16 protein-coding genes and 1 tRNA gene are annotated in these 11,939 nt (G+C 59.0%); 10 read left to right on the forward strand and 7 right to left on the reverse strand.

Annotated elements, in window-relative coordinates; genetic code table 11:
* Positions 1-128 precede the first annotated feature (128 nt).
* Complete coding sequence (locus tag K5E37_RS10255) at positions 129-410, reverse strand: hypothetical protein (protein WP_221533745.1); 282 nt, start codon at positions 408-410, stop codon at positions 129-131.
* A 9-nt stretch (positions 411-419) separates the two neighbouring features.
* Positions 420-791, reverse strand: coding sequence for a DUF6124 family protein (locus K5E37_RS10260; protein WP_221533746.1), 372 nt, complete (start codon positions 789-791; stop codon positions 420-422).
* A gap of 585 nt (positions 792-1,376) precedes the next feature.
* Here K5E37_RS10260 and K5E37_RS10265 point away from each other — a divergent pair.
* From K5E37_RS10265 to dmeF, 4 genes are all read left to right on the forward strand, one after another.
* Positions 1,377-1,700: a type II toxin-antitoxin system RelE/ParE family toxin gene (locus K5E37_RS10265; RefSeq protein ID WP_102687780.1), complete on the forward strand. Its 324-nt coding sequence runs from the start codon at positions 1,377-1,379 to the stop codon at positions 1,698-1,700.
* 3 nt (positions 1,701-1,703) lie between these two features.
* The gene (locus tag K5E37_RS10270; protein WP_221533747.1) at positions 1,704-2,015 is read left to right on the forward strand and encodes a helix-turn-helix domain-containing protein; all 312 of its coding nucleotides are present in this window, start codon (positions 1,704-1,706) and stop codon (positions 2,013-2,015) included.
* Positions 2,016-2,197: 182 nt separating this feature from the next.
* Positions 2,198-2,473: a metal/formaldehyde-sensitive transcriptional repressor gene (locus K5E37_RS10275; RefSeq protein WP_221533748.1), complete on the forward strand. Its 276-nt coding sequence runs from the start codon at positions 2,198-2,200 to the stop codon at positions 2,471-2,473.
* A gap of 11 nt (positions 2,474-2,484) precedes the next feature.
* A complete protein-coding gene (dmeF, locus tag K5E37_RS10280) occupies positions 2,485-3,417 on the forward strand; it encodes a CDF family Co(II)/Ni(II) efflux transporter DmeF (RefSeq protein ID WP_127800933.1) in 933 nt (310 codons plus the stop codon).
* Here the strand turns inward: dmeF and K5E37_RS10285 are convergent.
* Entirely contained in the window at positions 3,414-4,514 is a 1,101-nt protein-coding gene (locus K5E37_RS10285) for a cytochrome P450 (protein ID WP_221533749.1), read from the reverse strand. The genes dmeF and K5E37_RS10285 overlap by 4 nt on opposite strands.
* 79 nt (positions 4,515-4,593) lie before the next feature.
* Between K5E37_RS10285 and K5E37_RS10290 the strand changes: the two genes are divergently transcribed.
* On the forward strand, positions 4,594-5,355 hold the full coding sequence (locus K5E37_RS10290) for a helix-turn-helix transcriptional regulator (protein WP_221533750.1): 762 nt from the start codon (positions 4,594-4,596) through the stop codon (positions 5,353-5,355).
* Here K5E37_RS10290 and K5E37_RS10295 read toward each other — a convergent pair.
* Complete coding sequence (locus tag K5E37_RS10295) at positions 5,352-6,095, reverse strand: SDR family NAD(P)-dependent oxidoreductase (protein ID WP_221533751.1); 744 nt, start codon at positions 6,093-6,095, stop codon at positions 5,352-5,354. The two genes, K5E37_RS10290 and K5E37_RS10295, sit on opposite strands and share 4 nt — an antisense overlap.
* A 262-nt stretch (positions 6,096-6,357) precedes the next feature.
* Between K5E37_RS10295 and K5E37_RS10300 the strand changes: the two genes are divergently transcribed.
* From K5E37_RS10300 to K5E37_RS10310, 3 genes are all read left to right on the forward strand, one after another.
* Complete coding sequence (locus tag K5E37_RS10300; protein WP_064597572.1) at positions 6,358-7,578, forward strand: putative DNA modification/repair radical SAM protein; 1,221 nt, start codon at positions 6,358-6,360, stop codon at positions 7,576-7,578.
* Positions 7,575-8,414, forward strand: coding sequence for a TIGR03915 family putative DNA repair protein (locus K5E37_RS10305; RefSeq protein WP_221533752.1), 840 nt, complete (start codon positions 7,575-7,577; stop codon positions 8,412-8,414). Before K5E37_RS10300 ends, K5E37_RS10305 begins: the two co-directional genes overlap by 4 nt.
* 97 nt (positions 8,415-8,511) lie before the next feature.
* A protein-coding gene (locus K5E37_RS10310; protein WP_408980453.1) for an IS3 family transposase occupies positions 8,512-9,737 on the forward strand; the annotation gives its coding sequence in 2 pieces (ribosomal slippage) (positions 8,512-8,863 and positions 8,863-9,737; 1,227 coding nt in all).
* A 99-nt stretch (positions 9,738-9,836) separates the two neighbouring features.
* On the opposite strand, the gene K5E37_RS10315 is transcribed toward K5E37_RS10310, so the two are convergent.
* Positions 9,837-10,163, reverse strand: a complete 327-nt coding sequence (locus tag K5E37_RS10315) for an Arc family DNA-binding protein (protein ID WP_003178899.1) — start codon at positions 10,161-10,163, stop codon at positions 9,837-9,839.
* 389 nt (positions 10,164-10,552) lie between these two features.
* On the opposite strand from K5E37_RS10315, the gene phnN reads away from it, so the two are divergent.
* Positions 10,553-11,122 (forward strand): phosphonate metabolism protein/1,5-bisphosphokinase (PRPP-forming) PhnN, encoded by a 570-nt coding sequence (gene phnN, locus K5E37_RS10320; RefSeq protein ID WP_221533753.1) that lies wholly within the window; start codon positions 10,553-10,555, stop codon positions 11,120-11,122.
* Here phnN and K5E37_RS10325 read toward each other — a convergent pair.
* Both K5E37_RS10325 and K5E37_RS10330 read right to left on the reverse strand, forming a co-directional pair.
* Positions 11,097-11,276, reverse strand: coding sequence for a PA3371 family protein (locus K5E37_RS10325; protein WP_007960291.1), 180 nt, complete (start codon positions 11,274-11,276; stop codon positions 11,097-11,099). The two genes, phnN and K5E37_RS10325, sit on opposite strands and share 26 nt — an antisense overlap.
* 20 nt (positions 11,277-11,296) lie before the next feature.
* Positions 11,297-11,524: a hypothetical protein gene (locus K5E37_RS10330; protein WP_085701582.1), complete on the reverse strand. Its 228-nt coding sequence runs from the start codon at positions 11,522-11,524 to the stop codon at positions 11,297-11,299.
* A gap of 284 nt (positions 11,525-11,808) precedes the next feature.
* On the opposite strand from K5E37_RS10330, the gene K5E37_RS10335 reads away from it, so the two are divergent.
* A tRNA-Arg gene (locus tag K5E37_RS10335) sits at positions 11,809-11,885 on the forward strand.
* The last annotated feature ends 54 nt before the right edge of the window (positions 11,886-11,939 follow it).

The following is an 11,939-nucleotide window of genomic DNA, read 5'->3' on the forward strand; positions in this document are numbered from 1 at the left end:
CAAGCGGTTGTTACAAAATGACGCTCTCGGCAAGATCCGTGGAGCGATTTCTTATGAGTTGTAAACACAAAACCCGCTGCCTCCCTCAACGGAGGCAGCGGGTTTTTTCTTGCCTTATGCCCCAGGTGTTACGCAGCCATCGCCATCTGATCCAGCGTCGCGGCGACCGTGCCGGTCAGGCTTGGAAACCTGCGTTTTACGCTGGTGAGTGCCGGCAGCAGGCGGTTGCGATCCAGTTCGCCATGGTCACGGGCGAGTTGGGTGAGGGCGGTGAGTGCGGCGCTGACGATGGATTTCCGTTCGCTCTCGAGCAGTAGCAGACAGGCCTTTTGGGCCCATTGGCTGTCTTTCTCATTGAGGCCGATGGAGATCAGGGCGGCGACGATGTGTGCATCGGATTTGCTTTCCATGGGTGTTCCTCAGGTCGTGGCATCGAGAGTGTCCAGCGCCCGGTTCACCGCAAGTTCGCCACACATCACCACTTGGGCGATGCCCAGCACGGTGCTGCGGTAGGGCGGGTCCAGCAGTGCGGCGAAGTCGCTGAGCATCACGCTGGCCGAAGTCATCGATTCGCAGGCGTGGGCCAGCAGGGCATGTTGATCCAGGTCGGGGGCGACGTGGAACATGCGGCCGGGGCAGTGTTGTTTCGGGGCGGTGGGTTTCAGGTAATGGTCGAGGGCGCGCTCGGCGGCTTCGTGGAGTTTTTTTGAGTCTGTTGTGGAGTAAGGAGAGGTTGGGTCGGACTCGTTGGGTACGTCAGTTTCGGGTGGATCGGGAACGTATTTGAACATTTGCTGGGTAACCTCAAAATGAGGCTGACACGTTCTTGCGACTAAACAATAGGTGGCAGCTGTACGCAGGTTAGTCGACCAGTACCCAAGCATTACCGGCGCACCCGAAGGCGCCCTGCGCACAGCTACCATTGAGTACAGGCGTAGAGATACCTGACTGAATGACAGTTTGCGAACTTGAGAAAAAGCACCGAGCGACTAAACCCGTTCACTGACCATTCAGTGATGCGAATCAAGTTACTGGCAGGCCCCAAGCTGCACAAGCCGGCGGATTCTGGCGTAGTTGTAGGCAAAGGCGCAAGGCGATGTAGCCTCTCGGATGAGGGCAAAATGATGCTTCATTTTTCAGTCCGCCATCGCGAGCAAGCTCGCTCCCACAAGGGTTCTGCGTCGGCATATCAGGTGCGCTGGCTCGCGAATTTCTACTTTGTGATACCAAATGTCAGATAAGCCAATTCAAACTTGATTTATATCGGTTTCGATATAGTCTGCTGGTATGTGATCGCTGCCATTCCTTGCAACACACCTGTGCAACACGATTCCGTCCGGGCTATTACGCTTTTCCTTCCAACACAGGAGAAGCCAATGCCAAGACACAAGGACGTGGTATTTGTCGGGAGTGCGCTAAAGGATCTGAGAGCTTTTCCCCTCGATGCTCGCAGAGCTGCCGGATTCCAATTGGATCTGTTGCAGCAGGGTGACGAACCCTTTGACTGGCGCCCCATGAAGACCGTCGGGCGGGGCGTCAATGAAATCCGAATCACCGAGGATTCAGGAGCGTATCGAGTGTTTTATGTGGTCAACCGGCCTGACGCGATTTATGTGCTGCACGCCCTGCAAAAGACCACGCGCAAAACCGAGACGCGAGACATAGAACTGGCACGGGCCAGATACCAGGAAATAGGTTGAACCATGACGGATCATCAAAACTCTTCCCAGCGTTTCGCAAGCGTCTGGGATGCACTGGAAGACACGCCGCAGGAAGCGGCCAACATGCGCCTGCGGGCCAAGCTGATGCGCACGTTGTGCGAAACGATTCGTGCCTGGGAGCTTCCGCAGAAGGAGGCGGCCAAGCGTCTAGGCATCACCCAGCCGCGCCTCAACGACGTACTCAACGGCAAAATCGACAAGTTCTCTCTGGATGCGCTGGTCAACCTGTCGGCTGCAGCGCAACTGGACATAGACCTCTGCTTCTCGTCGTCCTCGCCACTGCAATGGGCCTGACAGACGAGGGTTCCCAACGATCCTGCCTCTGAAACACCTTCCAGAGGCGGTTGCCGACTGACGCTCCGCCTCAATCCTTTCACGTCAAAAATTCAAGCTGCGACGGATGGTCGAAAACAGGCCTTGCCCCTCTCGATCGGAACAGCGACTATGCTCGCCATATAGGGATAGGGGGTATAGGTATGTCGCATACACACGAACACAAAGGCGAGTTGCTCAACCGGGTTCGGCGCATTGCCGGGCAGGTTCAGGCTGTTGAAAGAGCGCTGGAATCCGAGGCCGATTGTGCCAAGACGTTGCACCTGATGGCGGCAATTCGCGGCGCGGTCAATGGCTTGATGGAGCAGTTCATCGAGGCCCACACCCGCGAGCATGTCGCCCGTCCCGACCTCAGCGATGAAGCCCGCGCCCAGGGCGTGGAAGAGTTGCTGCTGGCCATCCGCCGATATTCCAAGTGAGCGCCGACATCATGACCCTCAAGGTTGATGACTTTTCCCACAACCACCAGTTTCTCGGTGCTTCGCACGATGAAAACGCCCGCCGCACCCTGTGGGTGGTGGCGCTGACCTTCGTGATGATGATCGGCGAAATTGCCGCCGGTTATCTCACCGGTTCCATGGCATTGCTGGCCGACGGTTTCCATATGGCGACCCACGCCGGCGCCTTGGGCATCGCGGCGGCAGCCTATGGTTTTGCCCGGCGTAACGCCAACAACCGACGCTACAGTTTCGGCACCGGCAAGGTCGGTGATCTGGCGGGTTTTGCCTCGGCGATGGTGTTGGGGCTGGTGTCGCTGGGGATTGCCGGGGAATCGGTTTTCCGTCTGTTCCAGCCAACCAGTGTGGCGTTCGGCGAAGCAACCTTGATTGCCGTGGTCGGCCTGGGCGTCAACCTGCTCAGCGCTTTTCTGCTGGCCGGTCACCACAGCCATCACGACCACGGCCATAGTCACGACCACAGCCACGATCATGGCCATCACCACCATCACGACAACAACCTGCGTTCAGCCTACGTGCACGTATTGGCGGACGCGTTGACGTCGGTGCTGGCGATTGCCGCGCTGCTGGCCGGGCGCTATCTGGGCTGGGTGTGGATGGACCCGGTGATGGGCATCGTCGGTTCCATCGTCATCGCCAAATGGGCCTGGAACCTGATGCGCGACAGCGCCGCCGTGTTGCTCGACACCACCGATGAACCCGTGGCCGAGGAGATCCGCGAACTGCTGGAAACCTCCGATGATGTGCGCATCAGCGATTTGCACGTCTGGCAGGTCGGCCCGCAGGCGCGGGCGGCGATTGTCAGTGTGGTCGCGGTGGGGGGCGTGACTGCCGACGCGATCCGTGAGCGCCTGGCGCCGGTGCATGAACTTTCGCACCTGACCATCGAATTGCGCAACGCTTAAGGCTGCACCTCGCTGAACATCGGAACTCGTCCATTCAGCGAAGGCCGGTAGTGCCACGCGAATCTTCCCGGATCAATGTTGCGGGCGAGGATTTCAGTGAGCGTGGCGCGGGCGATCGTCATCGCCAGCGTCTGTCCGGGACATTGATGCCGACCGCTGCCGAACGAGAAGCTGCGGCGGTTCGGGCGATCCGGCATGAAGCGATCCGGGTTTTCATTTAGAGCCGGGTCTCGATTGGCCGACGCCAGCAACACCAGAATCACATCGCCGGCTTCCAGCCGCACGCCGTCGATTTCACAGCTGTTCGCCACAAATCGACGGGTGTTCTGTACCGAAGGATCGAAGCGCTGGACTTCAGCCAGCAACGAATCCACTGACGCCGCGCGTAATTCAGTCTGACGCTGCAACGCCACCAGAGCATTACCGATAAGCCCGGCGGTGGCCTCGTACGTCTGCGAACAGAGGCCGATCAGGTTGGCGAGCAGCACGTCCTCATCGCCGACGAATCGCTGTTGGATGTCGGCGAGAAACGGGTTCGGATCCGCCAGCAATTCAATGAAGTATCCGCGCAATTGCTCCGCCGCCCGATGGGCTGCCGCCAGCTGCAGTTCATTGCTCAGCGGCGACAGGCATGCTGCGAAATCCGCCGTCAGTTCACTGATGACCCGCGCCTGTGCCGGGGTGAACCCGAGCAGCGAGGCGACCACGCACACCGGGCCGCGAAACATGGCTTTATAGAGGCCGTCGGCGTCGTTCGTTATCAGCCGCGCGGACACCAAAGCGCCGACTTCTTCCCGATCAAACAGCCCCAACGGCGGCTCGATGGCCGAACGTGGGCAGCGCTGAGCTTCGCCATCGTTCATGCGCATCAATTGGCCAAACACCTTGCCCGCCATTCCAGCGACGATAGCTTTGGGCACCGGCTCCTGCACCGGACGCACCCGGCAATCCGGATGCGCCAGCACCGCGCAGACCGCGCGGGCGCTACTGGCAACCCACAGTTTCAGTTCTTGGTGAAAGGTCAGCCCACCCGCCGCGCGCAGTTCGGCGTAGTAGGGGTAGGGATCGGCGTGAGTCGCAGCGATGATCGGGTCCATGGATCGCAACCTTGTCGGTGGGGAAAGTGTTGCTACTATCTCCAGTCCTTGAGGGCGATGATTCGTCCGGGAGCGAAATATGCACGCAGAACATCAAGACATCGGCGTCTCGCAAGTGGCCGCCGCCATCGCGGAACCGGCGCGAACCAAAATGCTGTGCTCGCTGATGGACGGCCACGCCCGCACCGCCACGGAGCTGGCGACCCTCGCCGACGTCAGCGCCTCGACCGCCAGCGCGCACCTGGCCAAGCTCAAGGATTTGGCGCTGGTGCGCCTGCATGTGCAGGGTCGCCACCGTTATTACAGCCTCGCCGACAAACGCGTGGCCCAGGCGCTGGAAGCGCTGATGGTGATCGGCCAGAACCCCGCGCCGACCTTCAAGCCGCACACGCCGGATCGCCTGCAATTCGCCCGCACCTGCTACGACCATATGGCCGGGACGCTCGCGGTGTTGCTGCATGACCGCCTGCTGGAGAGCGGTTGGCTGGTGGAAACCGACGAGCAGGTTTATCGCCTCAGTGACAGCGGCGAGGCGTTTTTTGAGGGGCTGGGCATTGAGGTCAAGGATCTGTCGACGATGCGCCGACGGTTCGCCTGCCCGTGTCTGGACTGGAGCATGCGTCGGCCGCATCTGGGCGGTTCGCTCGGGGCGGCGTTGTTGCAGGCGGCGTTGAAGCGCAAATGGGTGACGCAGGATCTGGACAGCCGCGCGCTGACATTCACGGTGCAAGGGCGCCGAGAACTGGCGTCTCGATGGGGTCTGGTTGTGCCCGAGTCCGGGCGGGATTCGTCAGGTCGCCAGCTGACGGATTCCGCGCCCGGAGCGCTGCATGCGCGTTAGCTCAGGGTGTATCCGCTATCGACCACCCAATCCTGACCGATGACGCCGCGTGCGCCATTGCCCAGCTGGAAAAGAATGACGTCGGCCACTGCCGCAGGTTCGAGAAACTGCCCGCTCAAAAGACGTTTGTTGACGCCTTGGGCGACGTCCCCGAGCGCTTCGTCACTCAGGCCCAATGTCGACCAGATCGGCGTTGCCGTCGGGCCTGGGGAGACGCAATTGATGCGCACGCCATGGGGTGCCAGCTCGACCGCGAGGGTCCGGGCATGGGCGATCAACGCCGCTTTTGATGCGATGTAGGCGGCCAGCCCCGCGAAACTGATTTGGGCCAGAAAAGTACCGATGAACACCACCGAAGCGCTGTCTGCAAGGTGCGGGCGCAGGGCGGCCAAGGTGTTCAGGGCACTTGCGCCGTTCACCGCCCATTGGCGATCGAACGCCGAGCTGTCGAGCCCGTCGGCGAGTTCTGCGATACCGGCATTGGGCACCACGAAACTCGCTGGGCCCAGACTCGCAGCCTGCTCGGCCAAGGAGGCAAGGTCAGAGGCTTGAGTGACATCGCCGGGATGCCAGACCAGTTGTTGCGGATACCGCTCAAGCAGTTCGGCCAGTGCGCCGAGTTTTCGCGACATGGCCAATACGCGCGCGCCTTGATCGAGCAGGCGCTCGGTAGCGGCCAGGCCTATGCCTGAACTGGCACCGGTGATGACGGCAAGCTTGCCCTGAAAAACATGATCCATGTTCGACTCCCGTTTTTGGTCTTCAGCCAAATGGCTACGGGGAGTCAGTCAATTTTCGGGCCATGCCGGACAGCCTTTAATATCAAGGGGTGCGCAGGGTTGATAGTCATTATGACGCTTGTGTAATCGAGTCAATCTGACTGCCTTTGAGTCAAATTGACCTGACTGCTGCGGCGCGACATTCCGACGAAGAGCGGCATTGCGCCTTGTGTGAGCCAATCGCTGTCTATACTGTATATGCGAACAGTATCGAGTCCGTGCCATGCAAATCATCGACAAGCTCAGCATCCTCGCCGACGCCGCCAAGTACGACGCCTCCTGCGCCAGCAGCGGCGCGCCCAAGCGCAGCTCCGAGGGCAAAAGCGGGCTGGGATCGACCGATGGCATGGGCATTTGCCACAGCTACACGCCGGACGGCCGTTGCGTGTCACTGCTCAAGGTCCTGCTGACCAATTTCTGCCTCTACGACTGCCAATACTGCGTCAACCGCCGCTCCAGCGACGTGCCGCGTGCGCGTTTCACGCCCGAGGAAGTGGTGACGCTGACGCTGGATTTCTACCGGCGCAATTGCGTCAGCGGGTTGTTCCTCAGTTCGGGGATCATCCGTTCGGCGGACTACACCATGGAGCAACTGGTGCGTGTCGCGAAGCTGTTACGCGAAGAGCATGAATTCCGTGGCTACATTCACCTCAAGACCATTCCCGATGCGGATCCTGCGCTGATCGAAGAGGCCGGACGTTATGCCGATCGTTTGAGCGTCAACATCGAATTGCCCACCGATGCCAGCCTGCAAACCCTGGCGCCGGAGAAGCACATCGGTTCGATCAAGCAGGCGATGAACACCATCTACACCGGTGTGCAGACCGTGCTCAACGAACCCCGCGCACCAAAGTTCGCCCCGGCCGGGCAGAGTACGCAGATGATTGTGGGTGCCGATGACACCGACGACAGCACCATCCTGCACAGCGCGCAGGCGCTTTACGGCAACTTCCGTCTGCGCCGGGTCTATTACTCGGCCTTCAGCCCGATTCCCGACAGCCCGAAAAGCGTGCCGCTGGCCGCACCACCACTGATGCGCGAGCACCGCTTGTATCAGGCGGATTTTCTGTTGCGCGGTTATGGCTATACCGCTGGTGAATTGCTTCAGGGGCCGGGCAATCTGGCGCTGGACATCGACCCGAAACTGGCCTGGGCGCTGCAGAATCGTGAGGTGTTTCCGCTGGACCTCAATCGCGCTGAACCGGCGCTGATCTCACGTATCCCCGGCATCGGCCTGCGCACCACCGAACGTTTGGTGGAGCTGCGTCGGCAGCGGCGCATTCGCTACGAGGACGTGGCCCGCATGCGCTGTGTGCTGGCCAAGGCCAAGCCGTTCATCATCACCAGCGATTACCACCCGCAGCAGGCCGAGGTCACCAGCCAGATGCTCTATCAGCAGTTGCGCGACCGGCCGATGCCACAGCAGATGGGGCTGTGGGGATGATCAATCTCGATTGCGACGACCTGTTCGACAGCTGGCGCCAACAGGCGCGCTGGCTGCTCAGCCATGAAGTCGATCCGAGTCTGGTGAGCTGGGCGTCGGAAGGGGTGAGTGATCTGTTTGCCAGTGATGTGTCGGTGCCCGAAGGGCAGGGGCCGTTTCAGGCGCGCATCCCGCGTGCGTTGCTCGACACCCTGGAACAAGCGTCGCGATACCGAGGCGATCAGCGCTGGAGTCTGCTGTATGAAGTGCTGTGGCGAGTCAGCCATGGCGATCGCACGGCAATGATGGCCGGCGACAGACTGGGCAGCGAGTTGCAGCGGCGGATCAAGCAGGTGCAGCGCGAAGCACATCATCTGCATGCGTTCGTGCGTTTCATCGAGCGCCCGCCAGAGTTGCCGGGCCCGCAATACGTCGCGTGGCACGAACCGGCCCACGACATCCTGCACAGCGCCAGCGAACACTTCATCGGGCGCATGGGTCGGCATCGCTGGCTGATCGCTACGCCCCGCGACGGGGTTTATTACGATGGCGAGCAATTGATCCATCAGCGTCAGTGCCCGGTGGAATGGCAGCAACTGGCGCAGAACGTCGATGATCCCCACGGTGATTTATGGCTGACGTACTACAGCCACATCTTCAACCCGGCGCGTTTGAACGAGAAAGTCATGCAAGGGCATTTGCCGACGCGGTTCTGGAAGAACCTGCCGGAGGGGGAACTGATTCCCGGATTGATTACCCAGGCACGAATGGGCAAGCAGCAGAACGGGCAGGCGAGCGGGATTGCCAGTCGTGCGGGCAAGCGGATTGCCATGAAGGCCAGTGATCGAGGCGAATAAAAAAGCCCCCATCGATTTCTCGATGGGGGCTTTTGTATTTCTGGTGTCTCGTCCTGAATAAGGTTTACACCTTCTGGCTTCTTATCAGGAGTGTGCAATGGATTCGGGCGCAAAACGCAGTCAACGCGATTACACGCTGACTTTTAAATTGTCGGTTGTCGACCAAGTCGAAAAAGGCGAGTTGAGTTATAAAGAGGCTCAACGGCGCTACGGAATTCAGGGTCGATCGACGGTGTTGGTTTGGTTACGCAAGCATGGTCGGCAAGACTGGAGCCAAGGCGCCTCCATTCGTTCCCAAAGGACCCGACCGATGGACGAGCCCACTTTGCCCTTAACACCCGAGCAGAGAATCAAAGAACTTGAGGAGCAGTTGGCGCTGGCGAATCAGAAAGCCAAGTTTTTTGAAGACGTGGTGGATGTACTGAAGAACGACTACGGCGTCTCTGTCGTAAAAAAGCGGCCCGGCAAGTCGTTGCGCAAACCCAAACCCTGAGTGTCAGCAGGGCTTGCCAGTTTATGGGGATCAGTCGCCAAGCCTTTTACAAACGTAATCGCGTCTATCGGGCTCGCATCGAGCAAGATCAGAAACTCATCCAGTTTGTGCAGACAATCCGAGTACGCCAACCCTGCATTGGCGCCCGCAAATTGCACTCGTTGATGCACGCGGAGCGTGAGAAACAGGAGCTGCATGTCGGCCGCGATCGGTTATTGGCGGTCTTGCGTGATTACCGCCAACTGGTCCGCAGGAAGCGGGCTTATCACAAAACGACCGACAGTCATCATCACTTCCGCTGCCATCCCAATCTGCTCAAACCAGGCCCGTCGCAAGTTGTCGCTACCGGTCCGGAACAGGTTTGGGTGGCCGATATCACTTATCTGTCCACCAAACGTGATGATCCGGTCTATTTGAGTCTGGTGACGGATGCCTTCTCAAGAAAGATCGTCGGCTATCACGTGCATGGCAGCTTGCATGCCGACTCAGTGGCTCAAGCCTTGCGTATGGCCTTGAAGACGCGTCGAACACGCCAGAAACTGGTTCATCACTCGGATCGAGGTGTGCAGTACTGCTCGGCGCTATATCAAAAGCTCCATGTCAAACATGGCATCACGTGCTCAATGACTGATGGCTACGACTGCTACCAAAACGCCTTGGCAGAGCGAGTCAATGGCATCTTGAAGACAGAGCTCTTGCTCCACCGACCGACAGACTTGGCGCAAGCGGAGCAAATGGTGCGGGAGGCGATCTTGATCTACAACCAGGAGCGCCCGCACCTGTCCTTAAAATACAAAACGCCCGATGCGGTGCATCGGGCGTTAGGGTGAAACAGGTGTAAACCTATTTCAGGACTAGACACTTGGAAAACTCAAATTGCAGGCAAAAAAAAGCCAGCATTCATGCTGGCTTGAGATGTTCGGTTTGACTCAGGATGCGTCTGCGGCCATTTCGGCGTCGTGGGCGATCAGAGAAACCAGCGCGTTCTGCTGGCGGTGGGAGAGCTGGCGGAAGCGTTGCAGCAGCTCGCGTTCGTGCAGCGACAGCTCCGGGCTGTCCAGGCGCATGCTCAGCTCTTCGCCCAGTGCACCTTCCTGAATAAGACTCTGCTCAAGGCGCGCAATGATCTCGGAGTTCATGCTGCGATGATGATTGCGAGCCACCTCGGCAATGCGTTCACGCATTCCGTCTGGCAGACGTACGACGAACTTGTCAGCCGTACGGCTGGAATAAATTGCCTGTTTCAATGGGCGCATATATTTAACCGGTTAGTTCAGGGGAGCGGTTCTCGGGATTGGCCGCAGGATGTGTGGTAGGACAAGCATCCGCGCCAAATGGTTCAACCTGAATTGTTAAGAGGCGCGCATCATGCCTCAAAATTGCCAGATCATTGGCGTCAATTCTGTGACAAATATTGATCCGGGTAAAGGCGTAATGCCAGCACCAATTATCAGAAATGCGGACTGGTTTGAAAAGAAAGCATCGGTCCATATCGCTGACCGCGTCCTGAAACACGTCGACTGATGCCCGAAGGCGTCAGAACGTGCATGCTATGCGGGTTGAATCGTTGTTCCTTACCTTGTACAGGATAGTGGCAAATGGCCGATTTACTAGGGGCAAATGCCCGCCGGAGGGCGTTTTCAGGATGGATGGCAGGCTGATTTACCTGATGGGACCTTCCGGCTCAGGCAAGGACAGTCTGATCGAGGCTGCGCGGGAACCCTTGCGGGCGTTGAACTGCGAAATCATCAGACGAGTGATCACCCGTTCGGCCGAATCCGTGGGTGAGGATGCGATCGGCGTGACGCCCCAGGAGTTCGAGCAGCGTCAGCGCGCCGGCGAGTTTGCACTGGCGTGGGAGGCCAATGGTCTCGCCTACGGGATTCCGGTGGAAATGGACCAATGGTTGAAAGCTGGTAAACACGTCTTGGTGAACGGCTCTCGGGCGAACCTCCGGCAGGCGCTGGAAAGCTATCCGACACTGGTGCCGGTGTTGCTGACGGTTCGAGATAACGTCTTGCGTGAGCGCCTGCTCCGGCGTGGCCGGGAGACGCTTGAGCAGATCGATGCGAGGCTGGCCCGCAACACGCTATTCAAGGACAGGCGATCAACCGATAGCCCTGTGTATCTGATCGACAACTCGGGCGACCTGGCCGACGCCGTCCATCATCTGCTGGAGCTGGTCAGGCTTAGCGCAATACCGGATCAAACTTGATCTTGCGACCGGCCACCAGCGCCAATACGAACAGCGCCGAGAAGACGCCGCAACCGATCAGCGGCAGGGATATTTCGGTTTCCTCGAACAGCGAAAAATGCCCGAGGCCACTCAATAAGGCGAGGATCAGAAATCCTGCAGCTGACTTGGACATGCTGTACTCCTGAAGATATTTCAAAACACCAGACGTTCAGTCGAATGCGCCGGCAACGCCTGTTCAGACTCGCTGACCGCTTGCGGGGCGAAGCTCTGATCGCTCAACACCGCCCATTGCGGCGCCTTCTGCACTTGCAGGTAATGCGGCATGCGCCCGGCCACTTTCTCGTTGTCCTCGGGGACGAAGTGAAAGCCCACCAGGACGGCCAGTGCGATTGCGTTTGCGAACACGAGGGCGCTGTTCATGAGACGAGTCTCCGATTGTTCTTGTATAAGAACCGGTAAAGCAGCCGTCGTGCCAATAGTCTAACCGCTGTTAAGTCCTTTAAAAACAAGCATTTAACAGGGTTTTTCGGAGAGGGCGCATTGCATTCTGCAATGATGGCTTTTTGCGGTGATGCAAATTGCACGGTAAAACATCCGGCCCCCTTGCGAGGCGCCTGCCTACACTTAAAAAGCCCTGCGGACGACATGACAAATCAGGGCCCGGCCGTTAACATGCACGCCGTCTGTCGCACTGACAGTCCTGTGTCCCAGTAGCTCAATTGGATAGAGCATCCCCCTCCTAAGGGGAAGGTTGGCAGTTCGAACCTGCCCTGGGACACCATCTATTGAAAAGCCCCGCGCAGAGTGATCTGCGCGGGGCTTTTTGTTTTCACGA

Source organism: Pseudomonas sp. RIT778 (genome assembly GCF_019718735.1).
GTDB classification, from domain to species: Bacteria; Pseudomonadota; Gammaproteobacteria; order Pseudomonadales; family Pseudomonadaceae; genus Aquipseudomonas; species Aquipseudomonas aphyarum.

Coding starts and splice junctions, on each gene's coding strand:
- K5E37_RS10270 (WP_221533747.1), top strand. CDS start 1,704: ATGACGGATCATCAAAACTCTTCCCAGCGTTTCGCAAGCGTCTGGGAT.
- K5E37_RS10295 (WP_221533751.1), bottom strand. CDS start 6,095: ATGGATCATGTTTTTCAGGGCAAGCTTGCCGTCATCACCGGTGCCAGT.
- K5E37_RS10255 (WP_221533745.1), bottom strand. CDS start 410: ATGGAAAGCAAATCCGATGCACACATCGTCGCCGCCCTGATCTCCATC.
- K5E37_RS10305 (WP_221533752.1), top strand. CDS start 7,575: ATGATCAATCTCGATTGCGACGACCTGTTCGACAGCTGGCGCCAACAG.
- K5E37_RS10300 (WP_064597572.1), top strand. CDS start 6,358: ATGCAAATCATCGACAAGCTCAGCATCCTCGCCGACGCCGCCAAGTAC.
- K5E37_RS10260 (WP_221533746.1), bottom strand. CDS start 791: ATGTTCAAATACGTTCCCGATCCACCCGAAACTGACGTACCCAACGAG.
- K5E37_RS10315 (WP_003178899.1), bottom strand. CDS start 10,163: ATGCGCCCATTGAAACAGGCAATTTATTCCAGCCGTACGGCTGACAAG.
- K5E37_RS10330 (WP_085701582.1), bottom strand. CDS start 11,524: ATGAACAGCGCCCTCGTGTTCGCAAACGCAATCGCACTGGCCGTCCTG.
- K5E37_RS10325 (WP_007960291.1), bottom strand. CDS start 11,276: ATGTCCAAGTCAGCTGCAGGATTTCTGATCCTCGCCTTATTGAGTGGC.
- K5E37_RS10285 (WP_221533749.1), bottom strand. CDS start 4,514: ATGGACCCGATCATCGCTGCGACTCACGCCGATCCCTACCCCTACTAC.
- phnN (WP_221533753.1), top strand. CDS start 10,553: ATGGATGGCAGGCTGATTTACCTGATGGGACCTTCCGGCTCAGGCAAG.
- K5E37_RS10290 (WP_221533750.1), top strand. CDS start 4,594: ATGCACGCAGAACATCAAGACATCGGCGTCTCGCAAGTGGCCGCCGCC.
- K5E37_RS10265 (WP_102687780.1), top strand. CDS start 1,377: ATGCCAAGACACAAGGACGTGGTATTTGTCGGGAGTGCGCTAAAGGAT.
- K5E37_RS10275 (WP_221533748.1), top strand. CDS start 2,198: ATGTCGCATACACACGAACACAAAGGCGAGTTGCTCAACCGGGTTCGG.
- dmeF (WP_127800933.1), top strand. CDS start 2,485: ATGACCCTCAAGGTTGATGACTTTTCCCACAACCACCAGTTTCTCGGT.